The 21,828-nt window shown below is 62.6% G+C and carries 21 protein-coding genes; 17 read left to right on the forward strand and 4 right to left on the reverse strand.

All coding sequences use genetic code 11. The annotated features are described in order from the left end of the window. The first annotated feature begins 4 nt into the window (after positions 1 to 4). The 16 genes from E5S66_RS10490 to E5S66_RS10565 all read left to right on the forward strand — a co-directional run bounded on the left by E5S66_RS10490 (position 5) and on the right by E5S66_RS10565 (position 14,889). Positions 5 to 1,060, forward strand: coding sequence for a hypothetical protein (locus tag E5S66_RS10490; RefSeq protein WP_138349155.1), 1,056 nt, complete (start codon positions 5 to 7; stop codon positions 1,058 to 1,060). Positions 1,061 to 1,076: 16 nt separating this feature from the next. Further along, positions 1,077 to 2,237, forward strand: a complete 1,161-nt coding sequence (locus E5S66_RS10495; protein WP_138349156.1) for a glycosyltransferase — start codon at positions 1,077 to 1,079, stop codon at positions 2,235 to 2,237. Continuing rightward, the gene (asnB, locus tag E5S66_RS10500; RefSeq protein WP_138349157.1) at positions 2,237 to 4,201 is read left to right on the forward strand and encodes an asparagine synthase (glutamine-hydrolyzing); all 1,965 of its coding nucleotides are present in this window, start codon (positions 2,237 to 2,239) and stop codon (positions 4,199 to 4,201) included. The genes E5S66_RS10495 and asnB overlap by 1 nt, the downstream gene beginning before the upstream one ends. A gap of 38 nt (positions 4,202 to 4,239) precedes the next feature. Continuing rightward, positions 4,240 to 5,364: a hypothetical protein gene (locus E5S66_RS10505; RefSeq protein WP_138349158.1), complete on the forward strand. Its 1,125-nt coding sequence runs from the start codon at positions 4,240 to 4,242 to the stop codon at positions 5,362 to 5,364. After that, positions 5,364 to 6,509 carry a glycosyltransferase family 4 protein gene (locus E5S66_RS10510; protein WP_138349159.1) on the forward strand — a complete coding sequence of 382 codons (1,146 nt, stop codon included), beginning with the start codon at positions 5,364 to 5,366 and terminating at the stop codon, positions 6,507 to 6,509. Before E5S66_RS10505 ends, E5S66_RS10510 begins: the two co-directional genes overlap by 1 nt. Continuing rightward, entirely contained in the window at positions 6,499 to 7,662 is a 1,164-nt protein-coding gene (locus tag E5S66_RS10515; RefSeq protein WP_138349160.1) for a LegC family aminotransferase, read from the forward strand. Before E5S66_RS10510 ends, E5S66_RS10515 begins: the two co-directional genes overlap by 11 nt. 61 nt (positions 7,663 to 7,723) lie before the next feature. Beyond that, on the forward strand, positions 7,724 to 8,053 hold the full coding sequence (locus E5S66_RS10520; RefSeq protein ID WP_138349161.1) for a type II toxin-antitoxin system PrlF family antitoxin: 330 nt from the start codon (positions 7,724 to 7,726) through the stop codon (positions 8,051 to 8,053). Further along, a complete protein-coding gene (locus E5S66_RS10525; RefSeq protein WP_138349162.1) occupies positions 8,050 to 8,550 on the forward strand; it encodes a type II toxin-antitoxin system YhaV family toxin in 501 nt (166 codons plus the stop codon). Before E5S66_RS10520 ends, E5S66_RS10525 begins: the two co-directional genes overlap by 4 nt. Positions 8,551 to 8,602: 52 nt before the next feature. Further along, a complete protein-coding gene (locus E5S66_RS10530) occupies positions 8,603 to 9,754 on the forward strand; it encodes a UDP-N-acetylglucosamine 4,6-dehydratase (protein ID WP_246037211.1) in 1,152 nt (383 codons plus the stop codon). Positions 9,755 to 9,757: 3 nt separating this feature from the next. Further along, positions 9,758 to 10,423 carry a sugar transferase gene (locus tag E5S66_RS10535; protein ID WP_138349164.1) on the forward strand — a complete coding sequence of 222 codons (666 nt, stop codon included), beginning with the start codon at positions 9,758 to 9,760 and terminating at the stop codon, positions 10,421 to 10,423. Positions 10,424 to 10,435: 12 nt separating this feature from the next. Continuing rightward, a complete protein-coding gene (locus E5S66_RS10540) occupies positions 10,436 to 11,212 on the forward strand; it encodes an acyltransferase (protein WP_138349165.1) in 777 nt (258 codons plus the stop codon). A gap of 304 nt (positions 11,213 to 11,516) precedes the next feature. After that, a complete protein-coding gene (locus tag E5S66_RS10545; protein WP_138349166.1) occupies positions 11,517 to 11,756 on the forward strand; it encodes a type II toxin-antitoxin system ParD family antitoxin in 240 nt (79 codons plus the stop codon). After that, positions 11,753 to 12,052, forward strand: coding sequence for a type II toxin-antitoxin system RelE/ParE family toxin (locus E5S66_RS10550; RefSeq protein ID WP_138349167.1), 300 nt, complete (start codon positions 11,753 to 11,755; stop codon positions 12,050 to 12,052). Before E5S66_RS10545 ends, E5S66_RS10550 begins: the two co-directional genes overlap by 4 nt. A gap of 155 nt (positions 12,053 to 12,207) precedes the next feature. After that, positions 12,208 to 13,218 (forward strand): NAD-dependent epimerase, encoded by a 1,011-nt coding sequence (locus E5S66_RS10555; protein ID WP_138349168.1) that lies wholly within the window; start codon positions 12,208 to 12,210, stop codon positions 13,216 to 13,218. A gap of 157 nt (positions 13,219 to 13,375) precedes the next feature. Next, positions 13,376 to 13,618, forward strand: coding sequence for a type II toxin-antitoxin system Y4mF family antitoxin (locus E5S66_RS10560; RefSeq protein ID WP_212745347.1), 243 nt, complete (start codon positions 13,376 to 13,378; stop codon positions 13,616 to 13,618). Next, a complete protein-coding gene (locus E5S66_RS10565; protein ID WP_138349170.1) occupies positions 13,615 to 14,889 on the forward strand; it encodes a type II toxin-antitoxin system HipA family toxin in 1,275 nt (424 codons plus the stop codon). Before E5S66_RS10560 ends, E5S66_RS10565 begins: the two co-directional genes overlap by 4 nt. A gap of 6 nt (positions 14,890 to 14,895) precedes the next feature. Here E5S66_RS10565 and E5S66_RS10570 read toward each other — a convergent pair whose 3' ends face one another. From E5S66_RS10570 to E5S66_RS10580, 3 genes are all read right to left on the reverse strand, one after another. Beyond that, positions 14,896 to 16,179, reverse strand: coding sequence for a type II toxin-antitoxin system HipA family toxin (locus tag E5S66_RS10570; protein WP_138349171.1), 1,284 nt, complete (start codon positions 16,177 to 16,179; stop codon positions 14,896 to 14,898). Between the two features lie 6 nt (positions 16,180 to 16,185). Then, positions 16,186 to 16,485: a helix-turn-helix transcriptional regulator gene (locus tag E5S66_RS10575; protein WP_138349172.1), complete on the reverse strand. Its 300-nt coding sequence runs from the start codon at positions 16,483 to 16,485 to the stop codon at positions 16,186 to 16,188. Positions 16,486 to 16,760: 275 nt separating this feature from the next. Beyond that, positions 16,761 to 18,440: an AMP-binding protein gene (locus E5S66_RS10580; protein WP_138349173.1), complete on the reverse strand. Its 1,680-nt coding sequence runs from the start codon at positions 18,438 to 18,440 to the stop codon at positions 16,761 to 16,763. Positions 18,441 to 18,589: 149 nt separating this feature from the next. Between E5S66_RS10580 and E5S66_RS10585 the strand changes: the two genes are divergently transcribed. Next, a complete protein-coding gene (locus tag E5S66_RS10585; RefSeq protein ID WP_138349174.1) occupies positions 18,590 to 19,024 on the forward strand; it encodes a DUF4440 domain-containing protein in 435 nt (144 codons plus the stop codon). A gap of 31 nt (positions 19,025 to 19,055) precedes the next feature. Here E5S66_RS10585 and acnA read toward each other — a convergent pair whose 3' ends face one another. Then, positions 19,056 to 21,812, reverse strand: coding sequence for an aconitate hydratase AcnA (gene acnA, locus E5S66_RS10590; protein ID WP_138349175.1), 2,757 nt, complete (start codon positions 21,810 to 21,812; stop codon positions 19,056 to 19,058). Positions 21,813 to 21,828: the final 16 nt, after the last annotated feature.

A 21,828-nucleotide genomic window follows, 5' to 3' on the forward strand; every position in this document is an offset into this window, starting at 1 on the left:
TAGCTTGGATTCGGAATTTAAGGTCATCAAAAACTCGCTCAGCCTTCTTCTTTTTTTGGTAGCGAATGAGCGGAAGGTTAAGGCGATATTTTCCCTTTCAAGCAGTGATTTTCTGGTCTCAGCTGGTGTTCTGAGTTTTCTTGGTATGAAAATCAAGCATGTAATGGGGATTTATCATCCCAAGCAGTGGGCCGTAATGCTGGATTCCGCCTACTCTAGGGCGCGAAGCCGAGTTTTTCGTCGAGTGATGGAGGGGGTTCCGCCAGAGAATATGATATTTAACTCGAGTGCCGCCTTGGATTCGTCCCGCGATTTGATTAATTTTGGTCCAGGTTCGGTTGTGCTTGTGGCTCCTTCAGTTGGCCCTGTTCCTAACAAGCCCTATAACCCACTCGGATCTTTGGGGTGTATGGAGGTTGTTACAGTAGGGCGTTTCGTGGATTTCAAAGTCTCGTCCGTAATTCAGATGATTCGCTTGGTTGACAGAATTAATGATGAAATTCCAGGTCGATTGCGCTACATCGTTTACGGAGAAGGTCCGTGCAGGCACCAGCTTGAGGAGGAGGCTGGTAGGAGTAGGCACCCCGAATTTGTCGAAATAAAGGAGGTGGTCCCAAGGGAATTATTTTCTACAGTTGTTTCGGGGGCGCAAATTTTTTTTGGCATGGGGTTCGCGGTCGTTCATGCCGCGATGCTGGGAATTCCCTCGCTGATCGCAATTCAGGATGAGAGAGGTCCTGTTACTTATGGATGGTTCTCTAAATACGATCATTTACTTTCTCCTATGTTTGGGGATGTAAGTCCGCAAGGTGTGATCGAGCCGCTGGATGGCGTAATTAGAGAATTTCTTTCTTTGAGTGGCGATGAGCGAGTGTTGTTGGCGTCATCGTGCGTATCGGCGGCTGCCCCCTATCAAGGGGAGAAGGTCGCGGCAGATCTTAAGAAATTCATTCTTGCGTCCTCTTTCATTGATTGTAGAGTTTCTCTAATGGATTTGTTGAGGATAAGAGTCGAGGTGTACTTATCTCGTTTTCGGGGCGTAAAGGGCATTCACGCGTAGCCTTTATTAAGTCGAAATGAGAGACCGTTTTTCGCTTCTAGAGGGTTTTGCATTGAAAGTGGTCAATGTAATAACCGGGTTAGGTCGAGGTGGGGCGGAAGGTGCGCTGTTCCGTCTTTGCGTCGAATCTCCGGCGGCCGTGCGTATGGTGGTCGTCAGTTTGACGGATCACGGTGTACACGGGGAATTTCTTCAAAGAGCGGGAGTTGAGGTTGTTGCGCTTGAAATTCGATCACCGCTATCCGCTCCTTGGGCGCTTTTGCGCCTTTGGCGAATGCTTATTAAAGATAGGCCGGATGTAGTACAAACTTGGATGTACCATTCTGATCTATTGGGCGGAATTGCGGCCCGCATAGCGGGTGTGCCGGTCTGCTGGGGTATTCGTCAGGCAAATCTAAGTCGTGGCATCAAGCGTTCGACAAAATTTGTTGCAAAAATTTGCGGATGGTTGTCGAAAATCGTTCCTGCCCATGCCATCTCATGCAGCGAAAGGGCTGTGCAAGCACATCGTCAATACGGTTATCGCGTATCGATGACTGTTGTTCCGAATGGTTATGACTTGTCCCGCTGGCAGTCTCCGGAGTTGGCCCCCACCTCTCGCTCCGCGTTTGGGCTTGCCGAGTCAGACTTGGTTTTGGCGCACGCAGCGCGCGCTCATCCTCAGAAGGACCACGCGAATCTCGCGCTTGCTTTCAGTAAAGCGTACCGACAGGATCCTCGGCTGAAATTGTTGCTTTGCGGGACAGGGTTGGAAGACGGATCGCCCTACCTTCAGGCGCTTCCCTTTACAGCTGAAGCTCGCCTAGCGGTTCGCGCCGTTGGTCCCCGCGATGATCTGCCGCAGCTGTGGCACATGGCGGATGCATTCGTCCTGTCGTCGGCGAGCGAAGGCTTTCCAAATGTCGTGGCCGAAGCCATGGCAAGTGGGCTGCCTGCAATCGTTACTGACGTGGGTGATGCCGCCTTGATCGTCGCCGACACCGGGATTGTGGTCCCCCCTAACAACCCCGCTGCGCTGGCGGCGGCCATGCTGCGCATGGCGGATCTGCCCAAGGAGGAGCGGCGGGGGCTTGGCCAGGCGGCGGCGGCCCGCGTCGCAGAAAATTACACGGTGGACCGCATGGTGGATGGATTCATGAGGGTCTGGCAAGGCGTCCTGTCAAGGAAGAACGCCTGATGTGCGGATTTTCTGGTGGGTTGAGTCCCGGAGATTTCCGAACATTACACAGCGCAGCCCGCGCGATGACGGAGGCTTTGGCGCACCGCGGTCCGGATGACGAGGGGCTCTGGGGGGATGCTGAAGCGGGGATTGTGCTGGGGCACCGCCGGCTGGCCATCGTGGATCTTTCGGCCTCCGGACATCAACCGATGGCATCTGTCAGCGGTCGCTGGGTCATCGTCTTCAACGGCGAAATCTACAACCATCTGCGTCTCAGGGAACAGCTGGAGATGGCGAAAGCCGCACCGGTCTGGCACGGGCATTCGGATACGGAAACCCTGCTGGCCGGGTTTGAGGCCTGGGGTGTGCGTGCGACTGTGGAGCGCTGCATCGGGATGTTTGCGTTCGCGGTATGGGACCGGCAGGAGCGTGTGCTGACTCTGGGGAGGGATCGGTTAGGAGAGAAGCCGCTTTACTACGGTTGGCAGGGGGCGGGGGAAGCCGCTTGCTTTCTATTCGGCTCGGAGCTGGTAGCGTTGAAACGCCATCCGGCATTTTCTGCACCGATTGATCGTGGTGCTTTGGCGCTCTATATGCGGCATAATTACGTACCCTCGCCGTATTCCATCCACCAAGGCATTCAGAAGCTATTGCCTGGCCACCTGCTCAGTGTTTCCGTTCGCAAGCGGGAACCCGTACTTGAGCCCTACTGGTCGATGGAGTCCGTTGCGGTTGAGGGTGTGGCGGACTCATTCCAGGGCGCTGAGGGCGAAGCGGTCGATGCGCTGGAGACGCTCCTGCGGGACGCTGTGGGACAGCAGATGATGGCGGACGTTCCGCTTGGGGCCTTTCTTTCTGGGGGGATTGACTCGTCTACGGTCGTTGCGCTGATGCAGGCGCAGTCCAGTCGTCCGGTCCGTACGTTTTCAATCGGGTTCGACGAGGCGGGATACAATGAAGCCGTGCATGCAAAGGCCGTGGCGGCACATCTTGGGACCGAACACTCAGAACTTTACATTACGCCGAGCCAGGCGCTTGAGGTGATTCCACGTCTCCCGGAAATCTACAGCGAACCGTTTGCCGACTCCTCGCAGATTCCTACCTATCTGGTGTCCGCATTGGCAAAGGGACATGTCACCGTTGCGCTTTCCGGGGATGCTGGTGATGAGCTTTTCGGGGGTTATAACCGATACGTGTTGACACGCAATTTGTGGAGGGGCGTTTCAAGGTTTCCACGCCCCGTACGCGGTGTGGCGGCCGGAATGTTGCGATGGCCGACGGTGAACACGTGGAATAGGATGGCACGCCCGGTTCGCGGAATGCTCCCCAAGACCTTGCAGATGGCCAATCTGGGAGACAAGGTTCACAAGGCTGCGGGCGTACTGGATAGCGCGTCAGTGGATGAAATATATCTGCGTCTTATTTCCCACTGGCCTGATGGGATGGTATTGGGTGGCGATATTCATCCCACGCTACTGCACGGAAAGCGCCCTGCGTTGCGGGGCTTGGATCCGTTGCAACGCATGATGGCCCTGGATGCGATGACCTATCTTCCTGGCGATATCCTCACCAAGGTTGATCGGGCGGCAATGGCGGTCTCTCTGGAGACTCGGGTGCCGTTCCTGGACCACCGGGTCGTGGAATTTGCGTGGCGGTTGCCGCAGGCATTGAAGCTTCGAGACGGTAAAGGGAAATGGATTCTCCGGCAGGTGCTGCACCGCCATGTTCCCCAGGCTCTGATCGAGCGCCCCAAGATGGGGTTCGGCGTACCGATCGACGCGTGGCTACGCGGGCCGCTACGCGAGTGGGCGGAAGCCCTGTTGGATGAATCGATGCTTCGTCAGCAAGGCTATTTGGACCCCGCACCTATTCGTCGTCGGTGGAAAGAACATCTATCCGGCCAGCGGAACTGGCAGCATCAACTTTGGGATGTGCTGATGTTTCAAGCGTGGTTGGCTAACGAGGGGGGAAGCGCGTTGTGATTATCGCTTCAACAGCGTGGCATGTTCTAAGCGCTGCCATGGTATTTCTGTTCGGCGGTCTGGCAGCCTTGTTGTTTGCGAAGACGCTGAGGCTCCCCCAGAGGTCGGCATTATTCTTATACCTATGGCATACGACATTCTCGATGGTCTATCTGTGGTATTCGCTGAATACCGTCGCTGATGCCACGATCTATTACGATCAATCGTTGTCGCATACTGGCGGGATGATGCCTGGGACGGGCTTCGTTTATTTTTTTACCGCGATCTTCACGAAGTACCTAGGGCTTTCTTACCTTGGTGGATTTCTGGTCTACAACAGTATTGGCGCGCTTGGGTTGCTGGCATTTGCGGCCGTCGTGCGCAGTGCGGTTGAAGGCAAGCCCCGCGTCATCCGTTTTGTTGGTTGGGGAGCATTGCTGTTGCCATCCGTAAGCTTCTGGAGTGGCGCAATCGGTAAGGACGCAATCTCCTTCTTCAGTGCTTGCCTCTTCCTTTGGAGCGGACTGCAGGTGCGGGGTCGTGCAGGGTGGATGGGGTTGGCGGTTGTCGCAATGCTCCTCGTCAGACCCCACATGGCTGCAGTGATGGTGGCCGCAATTGTGGGCGGTATCGTTTTTTCCCGGGGCATCAAACTTACTTTACGTGTTTTCCTTGCGACGGTCGGGATAGTTTCGGCAATAGCGATCGTCCCGTTTGCCTTGGAATATTCTGGGCTGGGTGAAGCGGAGGGGGCCGCTGATATCGCCGACTATGTGGAACGGCGACAAGGCTACAACCAGGACGGTGGCGGAGGCATCGACATTTCGACAATGAGCCCTCCTATGCAGCTGCTCACATATCTGTATCGACCCCTTCCATTTGAGGCGCATAGTGCGACCGCCCTCGCCGCATCCATCGAGAACGTGGCGCTGATCGTGCTGACGCTGGCCATGCTTCGCGCGGTTGTCAGCCGGCGTCGCGTCAAGGATGCCCACACCAACTGGATGCTATGGATGTACGCAGGCGGTTCGTGGCTGATCCTGGCCGTTACCACGGCGAACTTGGGCATTGCCGCCCGTCAGAAATGGATGTTCGTTCCCATTCTGTTGTATTTGGCGCTGTCTCTCCTCGGCCGTACAAAGCCGAGCATGCGGTCCGCGCGTACAGCTTTCCGGGGCCGCTGATGAGGGTGATGTTGGTAGCAAGCTATCCCGAGTCGATTCTGACGTTCAGGGGTGCGCTTATCGAAGCATTGCAGGCCGCGGGCTGCGAGGTTGTTGTATTGGTACCCGAACCGGGCGCGGCTCCTGAACTTCACTCGGTATTGAATAATCGTCAGGTGGTGCTGGAAGCCATCCCACTTAAGCGGACAAGCACCAACCCTTGGGAGGATGTGCGTTTGCTGTTCGCATTGGTGAAGGCCATCCGGCGGCACCGCCCGACTGTGCTGATGCCATACACCATCAAACCAGTGATCTATTCGACACTTGCGGGTTGGCTGGCCAGCGTTCCGCGCCGATATGCCCTGATTACCGGACTGGGCTACGTGTTCACAAGTAATAGGGGGGGCTGGTTGCGGCGACTGATTGTTGCGCTGTATCGCGCCGCGCTTTCCAGGACACACAAGGTATTTTTTCAGAATCCCGATGACGAAAGACTCTTTCGGGAGATGGGAGTGTTGCCAGATCACGTGCCCTCCGTCGTGGTCAACGGTTCCGGCGTGGATATCAATCAGTACTGCTTCCATGAAATCGACACCGCTCGTCCGGTATTTCTGTTGATTGGTCGCCTGCTGGGCGACAAAGGTGTTCGCGAGTATGCAGAAGCGGCGCGCCGGCTGAGACACCATGTGTCCGACGCCCGCTTTCTGCTGGCCGGCTGGATCGACACCAACCCTGACGCTATCGGTCAGGAAGAGCTGGATGCTTGGATTTCCGAGGGCACCATCGAATTTCTCGGCAGGCTGGGTGACGTCCGGCCCGCCATTGCGGCCGCCTCGGTTTATGTGTTGCCGTCCTATCGCGAGGGCACACCGCGCACGGTGCTTGAAGCCATGGCCATGGGCCGCCCTGTCATCACCACCGACGCACCCGGCTGCCGCGAAACCGTCATCGATGGCGACAATGGCTTTTTGGTGCCGGTGAAGTCCGTAGATGCGCTGGTGGAAGCCATGATGAAGTTCATCCATGATCCAACACTTGCGTTGCGCATGGGTAAGCGTTCTCGCGAAATCGCCGAGGAGAAGTACGACGTGCACAAGGTCAATGCCGTGATGCTGCGCGAGATGGGCATCACGCCGGCTCAGGAAGGAACCGTCCATGGCGCGTGACGATTTCTTCCCGACGCTGGTCGGGCAGGTGAGATCGATCTATGGCGAGGATTTCATCCCCCTCCATCGCCCGGTCTTCGAAGGCAACGAGCGCCAGTATCTGGTTGACTGCATTGACTCCAACTTCGTGTCCTCGGTCGGCGCGAAGGTGACAGAGTTCGAAGAACGCATCGCGGCTTTCACCGGTTCGAAGTACGCAGTAGCGACGGTCAACGGCACGGCGGCGCTGCATGTGGCACTGCAGCTGGCCGGCGTGCAGCGTGGCGACGAGGTGCTCAGCCAGGCGCTGACGTTCATCGCTACCTGCAATGCGCTGAGCTATGCCGGTGCTGAGCCGGTCTTCATCGACGTGGATCGCGACACGCTGGGCATGAGCCCGGAGGCGCTGCGCCGCTGGCTGTCGGCCAATGCAGAGGTGCGCGACGGGCAGACGTTCAATCGGGCCACGGGCCGGCGCATCGCTGCTTGCGTGCCCATGCATACCTTTGGGTTCCCGCTGCGCATCGCGGAGGTCGTGGCCATCTGCGACGAATTCGGCATTCCGGTGGTGGAGGATGCGGCGGAGTCGCTGGGCAGCTACGTGGACGGCCGCCATACCGGCACCTTCGGCAAGCTGGCCACGCTCAGCTTCAATGGCAACAAGGTCATCACCACCGGCGGCGGCGGCATGATCGTTACGGATGATGAGGCGTTGGCGAAGCGGGCCAGGCACATCACCACCACGGCCAAGATCCCGCATCCGTACGAGTTCGTGCACGACGAGGTGGGCTACAACTACCGGCTGCCCAACCTCAATGCGGCGCTGGGCTGTGCGCAGATGGAGCGGCTGGAGGAAATGCTGGCGATCAAGGCCGAAGTGGCCCGGCGCTATGCCGCTTTCTTCGAAGGCACCGGCGTCCGCTTCGTTCAGCCCATTGAGGGCGCCAGCGCCAACTGGTGGCTCAATGCCATCGTGCTGGAAGACGAAACCCAGCGCGATGCGCTGCTGGAATACACCAATAGCCAGGGCGTGATGACCCGCCCGATCTGGCGGCTGATGTCACGCCTGGACATGTTCAAGCATTGCCAGCACGACGGGCTGGAGAACTCGCAGTGGCTGGAGGCACGGGTGGTGAACCTGCCTTCCAGCGTTCCGGATGGGGCGATGCGCTAAGACAGCACATTGCCATGGTAATGCGTTTGCATTACCATGCGTGCGTTGCCGGGAGATGCCCATGACCAACCAACTTGAAGTCGAATCCACCTTGACCGACCGCTACCAGACAACGGTGCCCGAAACCGTGCGCCGGGCGCTGGGGCTGGGCAAGCGCGACCGGATCCACTACGCCATCCGCGCGGGTGGCGAGGTGGTGCTGACGCGGGCAGCGCCGGGGCACGCCGAGGATCCAGCACTGTCGCCGTTTCTGGACCTGCTGGCGCGTGACATCAGCGCCCATCCGAAACGGCTGGCCACCCCGGGTGCAGCGCTGGTGCAGCACCTGCAGTCGCTGGTGGCAGGCATCGACGTGGATCTGGATGCGCCGCTTCCGGCGGACGATGAATGACGGCCCCCGCATCGCTGGTGATCCATGGCTGGACGGTGTTTGCACACCCCTTGTTTTTGGATCAGCTGGACAAGCTGGCGGCGGAGGTGGGCCGCCTTCAGCAGAAGGACCCGGCGGGCTATGCCGGAAAAAACGCCAGCAAACGCTTGGCGGCGATTGTCAGGCTGGCGTTTGAGTTGATCCCGCAGGATCCCACCCGCCGGGAATACCGGCAGGGCAACACGCTGGGGGAAGAGAACAGGCACTGGTTCAGCGCGAAATTCTTCCAGCAGTACCGCCTTTTCTTCCGCTACCACGCAGCGAGCAAGGTCATCGTGTACGCCTGGGCCAACGACGCGCACAGCCTGCGGGCCTACGAAAGCGACGATGATGCCTATCGCGTGTTCCGGCGCATGCTGGGCAGCGGCCATCCGCCGGATGGGTGGGATGCGTTGCTGGCCGAAGCGAAGCGTGAACAGGCCCGATTGCAACGCTTTGCCGTCCACGAAACAGATTGAAGACGACAGGGATGCCATGGACATACTGAGCTTGATCGGGCGCGATCGCCCGTTGTTCGACACCGACATTCAGGCCCACGAGGCCGAACTCTCGCGCTTGGTCCAGGCCAGCCGCTTCCTCGTCATCGGCGGCGCGGGCTCCATCGGCCAGGGGGTGACGCGCGAGATCTTCAAGCGCAAGCCGCGTGCCCTGCACGCGGTCGACATCAGCGAAAACAACATGGTCGAGTTGGTGCGGGACATCCGCAGCACGCTGGGCTACATCGATGGCGACTTCCGTACCTTTGCCCTTGACTGCGGTTCGCGCGAGTTTGCAGCGCTGCTGGCCGCGGAATCCGGCTACGACTACGTGCTGAACCTGTCGGCGCTCAAGCACGTGCGCAGCGAGAAGGATCCGTTCACGCTGATGCGGATGATCGAGGTCAACGTGCTCAACACGATCTCGACCATTGCCCAGGCGCAGGCCGGCGGGGCGCGCAAGTATTTCTGCGTATCCACCGACAAGGCAGCCAATCCGGTCAACATGATGGGCGCCAGCAAGCGGATCATGGAGATGTTCCTGATGCGCGCCAGCGAGTCGCTGCCCATTTCCACGGCCCGCTTCGCCAATGTGGCGTTCTCGGATGGGTCGCTGCTGCACGGCTTCAACCAGCGTTTCGCCAAACGCCAACCGATTTCCGCACCCAACGATGTGCGCCGCTACTTCGTGACTCCGCAGGAATCCGGCGAGTTGTGCCTCAGCTCCTGCCTGCTGGGCGAGAACCGTGACATCTTCTTCCCCAAGCTGAGCGAGCAGCTGGACCTGACCCGGTTCTCCGACATCGCGGTGCGCTATCTGCAGGCGCTGGGGTTCGAGCCGTTCGAGTGCGCCAGCGAAGACGAAGCGCGCGATCGCGCTAGCGAGCTGATCGCCCGCAAGCAGTGGCCGGTGTACTTCTTCGCCAGCGATACCACCGGCGAGAAGGATTTCGAAGAGTTCTACACCGGCACGGAGGTGCTGGACATGCAGCGCTTCGAGGCCATCGGCGTGATCAAGAACGCGCCGGTTTACGACGAAGGAAAGCTCGCTTACTTCCTGTCCACCATCGATCGAATCCGTGCGCAACCCACTTGGGACAAGCCCGAATTGGTGGAACTGTTCAACCACATGATCCCGGAGTTCCAGCACAAGGACACCGGCAAGTACCTAGACGGCAGGATGTAAGCCATGCAGCGCCTCCTCGATATCTTGTTCTCCGGACTGGCCCTGCTGGTGCTTTCGCCGCTGCTCCTGCCGGTCATGCTGATCCTGCGGCTTACCGGGGAGGGCGAGGTGTTCTTCATCCAGCAACGCATCGGGCGTGGCGGCCAGCCGTTCGGCCTGTACAAGTTCGCCACCATGCTGAAGAACAGCCCCAACATCGGCACAGGCACGGTGACGGTGAAGGGCGACCCGCGAGTGCTGCCGTTCGGTCGTTTCCTGCGCAAGACCAAGATCAACGAATTGCCGCAGCTGCTGAACATCTTCAAGGGCGACATGAGCGTCATTGGCCCACGCCCGCAGACCCGGCGTTGTTTCGATGCGTTCCCGGCAAGCTCGCAGGCGGAGATCATCAAGGTGCGCCCTGGCCTGTCCGGCATCGGCTCCATCGTCTTCCGCGACGAGGAGGAGTTGATGCACGCCAGCAAGGAGCCGGAGCGCTTCTACGATGAAGTGATCATGCCGTACAAGGGCAAATTGGAAGAGTGGTACGTGGCCCGCCAGGGGCTGTGGACCTACCTTGCTGCGATCTTCGCCACTGCCTGGGTGGTGGTCTTTCCGAAGTCGGAACTGGTGTGGCGGCTGTTCCCGGGCCTGCCGTCGCCGCCGGCGACGTTGGCAAATAAGGTTTGAGGGGGTGAGCTGATGGAACTCGTGTTCAACCACCGGATGTTCCAGCACATCAACGAATCTGCCATCAAGGAGCGAGGGCGGGCATCGCGGGCCATGGTGATGGCTGAAAAGGCCCTGCGGTACAGGGCACTGGCTTTACCTTTGGCCTTGTTTGAGCATTTGGTCGGCTTCCTGCTGGCGTTGCCGATACCGATCTATGGCGGGATTGTGTACGCAACGATTACGTCGATGCGTGGGTTGCCGCATTTTTTGGGGATGTACGTGCGTGCGCTGTATTACCGCAGCAAGCTTGGGCTGATGGAGCCGAATGTCTTCATCGATCAAGGTGTGTTTTTTGCCTACCCACGACAGGTCGAGCTGAAGGAGTTCAGCTACATCGACAAGAACGTGATCATCATGAGCCGAACTGCGAGGGTGGGCCGTCGGGTGCACATCGCACCACGTGTATTTGTGAGCGGCGGCGGCGATTTCGAGATCGAGGATTACGCCTGCATCGCAACCAACTCGAACATCATCACCTCTACGGAGGTGCTGAAGGATGGTGCGCGTTGCTCCGGCCCCATGGTTAGTGCAGACCAACGGAATGTATTCCGAGGAAAGGTGCTGATTCGGAAGGATGCGTTCATTGGCGCAAACGCGACCCTATTGCCCGGTGTAACCGTTGAGCCCGGTAGCGTTGTTGGTGCTGGCGTCACAGTGGCCAAGGACACGGCTCCCTGGGGGATCTACGTGGGAGCAAAAACGCAGCAACTGGGTGAACGCCAGCCGGTCAAGTGGCCGGACAATTAATCGAGAGGATGAAGTGAAGGTCCTGGTGACCGGCAAAGCCGGTTTCATCGGGTCGCACGGGCTCTCCAACGTCGGCTACCGCCACGGGCGTGAGGTTGATCGGTGGCGTTCCTGCCTGCCGGTCAATGCTGCTCAGGTCTGGGCACGCGGGATTCCGATATCAACATCCGGTCAGTTCCCGCACCCGTCATGTGCCGGTGTAATGATCCAGTGATTTCGGATTAGAACCCGACCCAGCCTCCCCGCTTGGGGTTGACGCGGGCAAGCACGTGTACCAATATTTGGTACCACTTCGGAGATGCCAATGGCCAAGAACACCAGCGTCAGTCTGGGAGAACACTTCGAGCACTTCATCGGCAGCCAGGTCGACAGTGGCCGCTACGGGTCAGCCAGTGATGTCGTGCGCGCCGGTTTGCGCCTGCTGGAAACCGCCGAGGGCCGGCGTGATGCGCTGCGGCGTGCGCTGGAAGAAGGTGAGCGCAGCGGTCCTGCGGGGTACAACTTGCAGGCGTTGATTTCCGAGTTGGACACCGGCCCCCGATGACGGCGTTCGATCTGACCCGCGCGGCGCAGGATGACCTGAAAGCGATCGCAAGGCAGACACAGGCACAGTGGGGGCAACTACAGCGCAATCGCTATCTGCACGAGATGGACCAACTGTTCGGTTCGCTCGCAGGAAATCCCGCGATGGGGCGGGCATGTGACGAAGTGCGTGCGGGCTACAGGAAATTCCCGCATGGCGGGCACGTGATCTATTACCAGCAGCTGGCCGGATACGGGATCCTGATTGTTCGAATACTGCATGCCAGCATGGACGCGAACACGCAGCTGGACGCGTGATTGACGCGTGATTTCGGCAAACGGGTGTCAGGGACGGTTCCCCTTGGCGCCGCCGATGCAAAACCGGTCCATCTGGACGTGCAAGGCGGAAGCAGGTCTTCGATTGCCCCTCGGGACTAGAATCATGGGTTCCACTGGAAGGATTGGGTCATCGCATGAAGGTTCTGGTCACCGGCACCGCCGGGTTCATCGGGTCGCACGTGGCGCAGGTGTTGCTGGCGCGGGGCGATACAGTGGTGGGGTTCGACAGCCTCAACGATTACTACGACGTCAGCCTCAAGCAGGCGCGGCTGGCGCGGTTCATGGATCACCCGAATTACGTCCACGTGCAGGCGGACCTGGCCGACCGCGCGGCGGTTGAGGCGGTGTTCGCCACCCACAAGCCGCAGCGGGTGGTGAACCTGGCCGCGCAGGCGGGGGTTCGCTACGCGGCGGAGAACCCGCATGTGTACGTGGCCAGCAACGTCACTGGCTTCCTGCACATCCTCGAGGGCTGCCGCCACTTTGGGGTGGAGCACCTGGTGTATGCCTCCACCAGTTCGGTGTACGGGGCGAATCGGGCGATGCCGTTCTCCGAGCACTCGCCGGCCGAACACCCGCTGACCCTGTACGCGGCCACCAAGAAGGCCAACGAGCAGATGGCGCACAGCTACGCGCATCTGTACGGCATCGCGTGCACGGGGCTGCGCTTCTTCACCGTGTATGGCCCGTGGGGCCGCCCGGACATGGCGCTGTTCCTGTTCACCAAGGCCATCCTGGACGGCAAGCCGATCCGGGTGTTCAACCATGGCCACCACAAGCGCAGCTTCACCTATGTCGATGACATCGTGGAAGGCGTGGTGCGCACGCTGGACCGGGTGCCGGGCAAGGATCCGGACTGGTCCGGCGAACGCCCGGACCCGGCCACCAGCGGGGTGGCGCCGTACCGCCTCTACAACATCGGCAACGAACAGCCGGTGGAGCTGCTGCGCTACATCGAGGTGCTGGAGGACTGCCTGGGCCGCAAGGCGGTGATGGAAATGCTCCCCCTGCAGCCCGGCGACGTGCCCGACACCGAAGCCGATGTCTCCGACCTGATCGCCAACGTCGGCTACCGCCCGGTGGTGCCGGTGGAGGAGGGCGTAGCGAACTTCGTGCGCTGGTATCGGGGGTATTACGGGGTTTGAGGTTGCTTGGCCGAGCAAAGGCACCGAATTCCAGCTCGAGCCGATCCCATCCTATCGGCACAAATAATCCCGAACGGTAATAATTACGCTTGACAGCAGCTTTTCTCAAGCGCAAGTTCCCGTTCGGGAATATTTTTTCATTTGCGCCGATATGAACGTGCTTCCATCCCGTACGGGCTCGCCTCTCCCGCTTTCCGATACCGTGGCGCTGGGCCGGGCGGTGCGTCAGGCCCGCAAGGCCAATGGGTTGACCCAGTCCGGGTTGGCCGGTCTGGCCGGTACCGGGCCGCGCTTCATCGGCGATCTGGAGCGCGGCAAACCGGGCGTGGAATTCGGCAAGGTGTTGGACGTGTTGGCGGTGCTGGGCTTGCGCCTGCTGTTGGCCGGGGAGGCGACATGACCGACCGGCTGGAGGTCGAACTGTTCGGGCAACCGGTTGGCACCCTGGCGGTTTCAGGGCCGCTGCGCAGCCCGGAGGATTGGGCGTTTGCCTACAGCCCTGCCTATCTCGAATCCGGGGCGCCCGCGCTGTCGGTGAGCATGCCGGTGCGCGCCGCGCCTTGGGCCGGCGCCGTGGTGCGCAACTGGTTCTGCAACCTGCTGCCGGAGGGGGCGGTGCGGCAAGCCATCGCCGGGCGCCTGCGGCTGGCGCTTGATGACGATTTCGGCTTGCTGGCGGCGATCGGTGGCGAGTGTGCGGGTGCCGTCAGTCTGCGGGTTCCCGGATTGACGGCTCCGGAGTACATGGAAGAGCCGTCTGGCGCAGGCGAAACGGATCTGGAAACCCTGCTGTACCTGCAGGGCGATGACGCCGGCGAAGGAAGCTGGGCGCTGGCTGGTGCACCGCTGCGATTATCGCTGGCTGGCGCCCAGGACAAGCTGGCGGTCGTGGCCGAAGCCGATGGTCGCCTGCGCCTACCGCGCGCGAATGAGCCCAGCACCCATATCCTCAAGCCGGACAGCCGCCGCTTCCGCGGGCTGCGCGATGCCGAGGCGCTGGGACTGGCGCTGGCGCGCAAGGTGGGCCTGGACGCGGCGAACGGCTGTCTGGTGGATGTACTGGGCCGGCCGGCGCTGTTGATTGAGCGGTATGACCGTGTGCGCACGCCCGGCGGTGAAGTGCAACGGCTGCATCAGGAGGACTTCTGCCAGGCGCTCGGCTACCCGGAGCGATTGAAGTACGAGGGCAATGGCGGGCCGGGATTGGCGGCGTGTTCCGCTTTGGTCCGAAGGTTGGCGCTTGGGCCCGCGGCGGTGCAGGGCCTGCTGGACTGGGTGGTGTTCAATGCGCTGCTTGGCAATGCCGACGCGCACGCCAAGAACCTGGCGCTGCTGTGCGGCCGCGACGGTCGGCGTCGGCTGGCGCCCCTGTACGACCTGGTGCCGACGGTCTATCTGCCCACTTCGTTGGTGGAGCGTGCGCCGGCCATGCGCATCGGCCGTGCAGCGCGCATCGACGGCATCGGACCGGACGACTGGGCGGCGTTCGCAGGGGACGCGGGGTATCGCAAGGCCTTCGTGCTTGAGCGGGTACGCTGGATGTCCAGCCGGATGCTGGCATTGCTGCCCGCGGTGGCTGCCGGCATCGTGAACCAGGGGGGCGATGCGGAGCGCGTGCAGCGAATCGAAACAGCCGTTGCCGACAACATCGGCAGCGTGGGGCTGGACTGACGGGTTCTACCGCAAACGGATCAGCAGCCTGCCCACATCGTCGCGATCCGCGGCGGGCAGCCCGGCCGCCTGCGCGAACTCCGGCCAGCGCGCGATGGCCGCATCCACCTGATCCATCAGCGCGGACGGGTTTCTGATGCCGAAGCGCGCGGCGACCTCGTGCAGGTCGTCGGCGGTGATGTCGTCGAACTTGCCGGCCACGCTCATCAGGTGGTGCTGCGTCCATTCGCCGGCGGGGTTGTAGGCGTGGGTCACGTCGTAGGCGGGCGCCAATTCCCACGCGCCGCCTTCGCGCAGCAGGAAGGCGAAGTTCTTGGTGTGGTCGTCATGGTTCTTGCCGGCGACGTTGAACGCCATGCGCAGGAACAGTTGCTCCATGTCGCGCCCGGGCAGGCCCAGTCCGTGGGCGGTGATGAACAGGGACTCATAGGCGTGGGTGCGCCGCTGCTTGTGGCTCATGTGCTGCAGCGCGGCCAGCGTCTGCATGTGGATCTTGCGGTTGCCGTCGCGGTCGAACCGGCGGGTCATGAAGTGCGCGCGGCCGTTTTCCTCCAGCAGCCGGCATTCGCTCATGGCGATGCCGGCGGCGGTGGCCATCAGGTGGTAGGCGTATTCGCGCCGGCCGTAGCACTGGCTCTGGCCCAGCTCCTGGTCCGCGCCCATTCCGTCGAACTTCAGCAGCCAGTGCTCGAAGCCCGGCGCCGCGTCGAACTGGCCGCTGCGCAGTTCATGGGTGGCGGGGTTCCACGCCACCACCGCCTTGGCCCGCGCACCGCCGGCGGAGGTTCCCACGCGGATGATGCTGGCCAGCGCCGCCTGCGCCTCCGGGTCCCCGGCCAGACCGCCGTGGACGGCTTTGCGTGCCACCTCCACCAGCGTTTTCATCTCGATCGGTGCTGCGGTTTCGGTGTTGCCGCCGCGGGTGGGGCGGAACTCCAGCGCGCCCATCCCGCGCCGGCCCATGTAGGCCAGCCGGTCCAGCGCGGTCACTTCTTCCGGCCGGACGCCGTGGCTGGCCATCCAGCCGTTGATCAGCTGGTTGCCGAAATCGTCGGGCAATGCGTCGGCGAGCAGGCCGGGCAGGCGATGGAAGGCGTCGGGGTCCAGCGCGGGAAAGGAAAAACGGCCATCGGCCCGATCCAGCGGCAGCATGAAAGGCGAAAGCGCGATGCCGGTGCGGCGCCAGCTGTCGGCGTACTCGAACACATACGCGCCCAGGCGCGGGTCCTGCGCCACGGCACCGACCCGCTTGCCCCAGATCCGCACCTCGATGACGTCGACGTGCTTCATGCGCGGTCAGTGGCGGGTGCCGCGCTTGGGCGCGCGGTTGCCGGCGAGCAGGGCCATCGGGCTGATCGTGGGTTGTGGCGCCAGCGCGTCCAGGCTGGCCAGCGCACCGAGGGCCTTGAGCACGCGGATCAGGGTGATCAGGGACGAACCTTCGCCGCTCTCCAGAGCGCGCACGGCACGCGGCGAGACGCCGGCCCGGCTGGCCAAGCCGGCCTGGGTCAACCGCTGGCCGAGCCGGAGCTGGCGCAGCCGCTCGCCAAGATCCGTTTGGATCTCTTCGGGGGTCTGGAATGTTGGGGTAGCCATGGGGCGGATTCCTGCCTCTAAGGCGGCCGGCGCCATCGTTGAGGGCAGGATAACGCCAAAAACAAAAATGTCCAATAAGGGCAGAATTCTGCCTATAAATAGACTTTATGAGGATAAGGGGCGCAAATGCGCCCCAACTCCGGATGGTCTATGGATGTCTTTTCGGGCCGATCAGACGGCTCGGTCCCGGCTGCCCGTGGACGCCACCCCGTGCGGGTGGCTCTGCACAGGGAGCGGATCGCGGCGGGCGCCGCGATCCCCGTGATCCTGACCCGTCAGCCCGCCTTGACCGGCCCGCGCAGTTCCTTGCGCAGGATCTTGCCGACGTTGCTCTTGGGCAGTTCGTTGCGGAACTCGACCAGCTTCGGGCGCTTGTAGCCGGTCAGGTTCTCGTGGCAGAACGCCTTCACCTGCTCGGCGGTGAGCGCGGGGTCCTTCTTGACGATGAACACCTTCACCGTCTCGCCGGAGTGTTCGTCCGGCACGCCGATCGCGGCGACTTCCAGCACGCCCGGCATCATCGCGATCACGTCTTCCACTTCGTTCGGATACACGTTGAAGCCGGACACCAGGATCATGTCCTTCTTGCGGTCGACGATGTAGAAGTAACCGTGTTCGTCCATCTTCGCCATGTCGCCGGTGTGCAGCCAGCCCTCGGCGTCCATGACCTTGGCGGTTTCCTCGGGGCGCTGCCAGTAGCCCTTCATCACCTGCGGGCCCTTCACGCACAGCTCGCCGATTTCGCCCATCGGCAGGATGCTGCCGTCCTCGCCCTTGACGCACACGTCGGTGGACGGCACCGGCAGGCCGATGGAGCCGTTGTATTCGCGCAGGTCCAGCGGGTTGATGCACACCGCCGGCGCGGTTTCGGTGAGGCCGTAGGCTTCGGCCAGGGTCACGCCGGTGACCTGTTTCCACTTTTCCGCCACCGCGCGCTGCACGGCCATGCCGCCGCCGAGGGTCAGGTGCAGGCGCGAGAAGTCCACCTGTTCGAAACCGGGCGTGTGCAGCAGGCCGTTGAACAGGGTGTTGACGCCGGTGATGGCGGTGAAGCCGGAACTTTTCAGCTCCTTGACGAAGCCGGGCATGTCGCGCGGGTTGGTGATCAGCAGGTTGGCTGCGCCGAACTTCATGAACACCAGGCTGTTCGCGGTCAGCGCGAAGATGTGGTACAGCGGCAGCGCGGTGACGATCTTCTCCTCGCCCGGCTTGATGTTGGTGCCCACCCACGCCGCGGCCTGCTGCATGTTGGCCACCATGTTGCGATGGGTCAGCATGGCGCCCTTGGAGACGCCGGTGGTGCCGCCGGTGTACTGCAGGAAGGCCAGGTCTTCCGGTGCGTTCCTGATCTGCGGCAGCTGGTGCATGCGGCCGAGGGTGAGGACGTCGCGGAAGCGCACCGCACCCGGGATGGCGTAGTCCGGCACCATCTTCTTCACGTGCTTGAGCACGAAGTTGACGATGCTGCCCTTGGGGAAGCCCAGCATGTCGCCGAGGCCGGTGGTGATGGCGCGCACGCCCGGCACCTGGGCCAGCACTTCCTGCGCCACCTTGCCGAAGTTGTCCAGCACCACCAGCACGCTGGCGCCGGAGTCCGCCATCTGGTGCTTGAGCTCGCGCGCGGTGTACATCGGGTTGGTGTTGACCACGGTCAGACCGGCGCGCAGCACGCCGAACAGGGCGATCGGATACTGCAGGCAGTTGGGCATCATGATCGCCACCCGATCGCCCTTCTTCAGCTTCAGCTCGCCCAGCAGGTAGCCGGCGAAGTCGCGGCTCAGGCGGTCCAGCTCGGCGTAGGTGATCGCCTTGCCCATGTTGATGAAGGCGGTGTTGTCGCGATACTTCTGCAGCGCCGTTTCGAACACGTCGTTGATCGACGCGAACTCGTTCATGTCGATTTCGGCAGGCACGCCGGCCGGGTAATGGGCCAGCCAAGGACGGTCGAAACTCATGCACTGCTCCCCTGCGAGTGTGATCCGCCATCGGATGCGGCGGCGTATGGATTTGCGTTCGATTTGAGCATAGCCTCCCATGCCTGACAAGGCGATGCCCGCGGGCAAAGGCTGCTGCAGTGCGGCATTCGGTGGATTTCCGGCAATCGATGCGTTGGCGCTGCACGTGGTGCCTGCTGGCGTTCGCGCTGCTGGTGGCGGGTTGCGCCAGACCTGCACCGGAGCAGGCGGTGCGCGCGCAGCTGCAAGCGCTGCAAGCCGCCATCGATGCGCGCGATGCCGCTGCGGTGGAGGCGTTGCTGGCCGAGGATTTCATCGGCAACGAGGGGCTGGACCGGCGCGGCGCGAAACGGTTGGCGGCGGGGCTGTTCCTGCGTTACCGCGATGTCGGGGCGAAGCTGGGCCCGGTTGCAGTGGAATTGCGTGGCGACGCCGATGCGGTGGCCCGCTTCAACCTGCTGGCCACCGGCGGCGCTGGCGGCTTGCTGCCGGAACGCGGGCAGGCGTATCGCGTGGAAACCGGCTGGCGCTATGTCGACGGCGAATGGAAATTGCGCAGCGCCGGCTGGAAGGCGGCGCTGTAGGCCGCCGCCTTCCGCTACCGGTCGATGGTGCTTATACGCTCGCCGGGCGTGCTGCCAGCTGCCGCAGCACGTACTGCAGCAGGCCGCCGTGGCGGGCGTATTCCACTTCCTTTGGGGTCAGCAGCAGCACGTCCACCTCGAACACGATCCTGGTGCCGTCGATGCGGGTGGCGGTGACGGTGGCGGTCTTGGTGCTGCCGTCGGCCAGGCCGCTGACGGCATAGGTCTCGGTGCCGCTCAGCCCCAGGCTGGTCGCGGTCTGGCCGTCCTTGAACTGCAGCGGCAGCACGCCCATGCCCACCAGGTTGCTGCGGTGGATGCGCTCGAAGCTTTCCGCGATCACCGCCTTCACCCCCAGCAGCAGGGTGCCCTTGGCGGCCCAGTCGCGGCTGGAGCCGGTGCCGTATTCCTTGCCGGCGATGACCAATAGCGGCGTGCCGTCGGCCTTGTACTTCATCGCGGCATCGAAGATCGCCAGCTTCTCCGGCGGCTGCGCGCCGAAGTACAGCGTGTTGCCGCCTTCCTCGCCTCCGAAGAAGCGGTTCTTGATGCGGATGTTGGCGAAGGTGCCGCGCACCATCACGTCGTCGTTGCCGCGGCGGCTGCCGTAGCTGTTGAAGTCCTGCGGGGCCACGCCGCGCGCCATCAGGTAGCGACCGGCGGGCGAATCCTTCTTGATGCTGCCGGCCGGGCTGATGTGGTCGGTGGTGATGGAGTCGCCGAAATAGCCCAGCACGCGCGCGCCGGCGATGTCGTCGATGCTGCCCACCGCCATGGTCATGCCGTCGAAGTAGGGCGGGTTCTTGATGTAGGTGGAGTCGCCGCTCCAGGCGTACAGCTGGCCGTCGGGCGAGGCGATGCCGTTCCAGCGCGCATCGCCCTTGAACACGTCGGCGTAGTTGGACTTGAACATGTCCGGGCCGATGGTGGCGGCGATGGTGGAATGGATTTCCGCGCTGGCCGGCCAGACGTCCTTCAGGTACACCGGGTTGCCGTCGCGATCGTTGCCCAGCGGTTCGCTGGTCAGATCCACGGTGGTGCTGCCGACCAGCGCGTAGGCCACCACCAGCGGCGGGCTGGCCAGATAGTTCATCTTCACTTCGGCGTGGATGCGGCCTTCGAAATTGCGGTTGCCGGACAGCACCGAGGCCACGCACAGGTCGCCGGCGGCGATCCCGGCGCTGACTTCCACCGGCAGCGGCCCGGAGTTGCCGATGCAGGTGGTGCAGCCGTAGCCCACGGTGTAGAAGCCGATCTTCTCCAGCTCGTCCAGCAGGCCGGCCTTCTGCAGGTAGTCGGTCACCACCCGCGAGCCAGGTGCCAATGAGGTCTTCACCCACGGCTTGCGGGTCAGCCCGCGCGCGGCGGCATTGCGGGCCAGCAGGCCGGCCGCCACCATCACCGCGGGGTTGGAGGTGTTGGTGCAGGAAGTGATGGCGGCGATGACCACGGCGCCGTCCTTGATCCGCATGTGCTTGCCGTCGATGGCGATGTCGGCCTGGCCCTTGCCGTGCTGTTCGTTGCCCACCGCGGCGCCGCCGCCCTCGGCGATGAAGTCGGCCACCTCCTCGCTGCGCTTGTCGCGTGCGGAGGTCAGCACCGCGATCGCGGCGCGGCTGTTGTCGGGCATCTCCGGCAACAGCACCCGGTCCTGCGGCCGCTTGGGGCCGGCCAGCGAGGGCCGCACCGTTGCCATGTCCAGCGCCAGCATCGAGCTGTACTGCGCATGCGGGCTGTCCGGCGCGTGCCACAGGCCCTGCGCCTTGGCATAGGCCTCGACCAGTGCGATCTGTGCTTCGCTGCGCCCGGACAGGCGCAGGTAGTTGAGCGATTCGGCGTCGATCGGGAAGATCGCGCAGGTCGCGCCGTATTCCGGCGACATGTTGCCGATGGTGGCGCGGTCGGCCAGCGGCAGGTGCTGCAGACCGTCGCCGTAGAACTCCACGAACTTCCCGACCACGCCATGCTGGCGCAGCATCTGGGTGACGGTCAGCACCAGGTCGGTGGCGGTGGCACCTTCCGGCAGCCGGCCGGTGAGCTGGAAGCCCACCACCTGCGGGATCAGCATCGACGAGGGTTGGCCCAGCATCGCCGCCTCGGCCTCGATGCCGCCCACGCCCCAGCCCAGCACGCCGATGCCGTTGACCATGGTGGTGTGGCTGTCGGTGCCGAACAGGGTGTCGGGGAAGGCCCACAGCTCGCCGTCGATCCGCCGGGTCATCACCACCCGCGCCAGGTACTCCAGGTTCACCTGATGGACGATGCCGGTGTTGGGCGGCACCACCTTGAAGTCTGCAAATGCTTTCTGGCCCCAGCGCAGGAAGCCGTAACGCTCGGCATTGCGCTCGAACTCGATGCGGCCGTTGATTTCAAGCGCGTCCGGGCGGGCGAAAGCGTCCACCTGCACCGAGTGGTCGATGACCAGTTCGGATGGAATTTGCGGGTTGATCTGCTCGGGCCGGCCGCCCAGCTTGACCACCGCGTCGCGCATCGCCGCCAGGTCCACCACGCAGGGCACGCCGGTGAAGTCCTGCAGGATCACCCGGCCCGGCATGAAGGCGATCTCGGTGTCCGGCAGCGCCTTGGGGTTCCACTTCGCCACCGCCTCGATATGCGCTGGCAGCACGCTCACGCCGTCTTCGTGGCGGAGCAGGTTCTCCAGCAGGATCTTCATCGACCACGGCAGGTGCTTCAGGTCGAAGCGTTCGCCCAGCGCCGGCAGGCTATGGAAAGCGTAGTCTTGGCCGTTAACGTTGAGCGTGGCGCGGGTGGCGAAGGTATTGCTCATGGACGTGCTCCCGGTA

Source organism: Thermomonas fusca (assembly GCF_005862345.1).
GTDB lineage: Bacteria > Pseudomonadota > Gammaproteobacteria > Xanthomonadales > Xanthomonadaceae > Thermomonas > Thermomonas fusca.

What these genes read in the sequence shown, in the direction of transcription:
- E5S66_RS10510 (WP_138349159.1), top strand. Translation starts at nt 5,364, where the DNA reads ATGAGGGTGATGTTGGTAGCAAGCTATCCCGAGTCGATTCTGACGTTC.
- E5S66_RS10540 (WP_138349165.1), top strand. Translation starts at nt 10,436, where the DNA reads ATGGAACTCGTGTTCAACCACCGGATGTTCCAGCACATCAACGAATCT.
- E5S66_RS10505 (WP_138349158.1), top strand. Translation starts at nt 4,240, where the DNA reads ATGGTATTTCTGTTCGGCGGTCTGGCAGCCTTGTTGTTTGCGAAGACG.
- asnB (WP_138349157.1), top strand. Translation starts at nt 2,237, where the DNA reads ATGTGCGGATTTTCTGGTGGGTTGAGTCCCGGAGATTTCCGAACATTA.
- E5S66_RS10545 (WP_138349166.1), top strand. Translation starts at nt 11,517, where the DNA reads ATGGCCAAGAACACCAGCGTCAGTCTGGGAGAACACTTCGAGCACTTC.
- E5S66_RS10525 (WP_138349162.1), top strand. Translation starts at nt 8,050, where the DNA reads ATGACGGCCCCCGCATCGCTGGTGATCCATGGCTGGACGGTGTTTGCA.
- E5S66_RS10555 (WP_138349168.1), top strand. Translation starts at nt 12,208, where the DNA reads ATGAAGGTTCTGGTCACCGGCACCGCCGGGTTCATCGGGTCGCACGTG.
- E5S66_RS10565 (WP_138349170.1), top strand. Translation starts at nt 13,615, where the DNA reads ATGACCGACCGGCTGGAGGTCGAACTGTTCGGGCAACCGGTTGGCACC.
- E5S66_RS10550 (WP_138349167.1), top strand. Translation starts at nt 11,753, where the DNA reads ATGACGGCGTTCGATCTGACCCGCGCGGCGCAGGATGACCTGAAAGCG.
- E5S66_RS10570 (WP_138349171.1), bottom strand. Translation starts at nt 16,179, where the DNA reads ATGAAGCACGTCGACGTCATCGAGGTGCGGATCTGGGGCAAGCGGGTC.
- E5S66_RS10575 (WP_138349172.1), bottom strand. Translation starts at nt 16,485, where the DNA reads ATGGCTACCCCAACATTCCAGACCCCCGAAGAGATCCAAACGGATCTT.
- E5S66_RS10520 (WP_138349161.1), top strand. Translation starts at nt 7,724, where the DNA reads ATGACCAACCAACTTGAAGTCGAATCCACCTTGACCGACCGCTACCAG.
- E5S66_RS10535 (WP_138349164.1), top strand. Translation starts at nt 9,758, where the DNA reads ATGCAGCGCCTCCTCGATATCTTGTTCTCCGGACTGGCCCTGCTGGTG.
- E5S66_RS10580 (WP_138349173.1), bottom strand. Translation starts at nt 18,440, where the DNA reads ATGAGTTTCGACCGTCCTTGGCTGGCCCATTACCCGGCCGGCGTGCCT.
- E5S66_RS10515 (WP_138349160.1), top strand. Translation starts at nt 6,499, where the DNA reads ATGGCGCGTGACGATTTCTTCCCGACGCTGGTCGGGCAGGTGAGATCG.
- E5S66_RS10585 (WP_138349174.1), top strand. Translation starts at nt 18,590, where the DNA reads ATGCGTTGGCGCTGCACGTGGTGCCTGCTGGCGTTCGCGCTGCTGGTG.
- E5S66_RS10495 (WP_138349156.1), top strand. Translation starts at nt 1,077, where the DNA reads ATGAGAGACCGTTTTTCGCTTCTAGAGGGTTTTGCATTGAAAGTGGTC.
- acnA (WP_138349175.1), bottom strand. Translation starts at nt 21,812, where the DNA reads ATGAGCAATACCTTCGCCACCCGCGCCACGCTCAACGTTAACGGCCAA.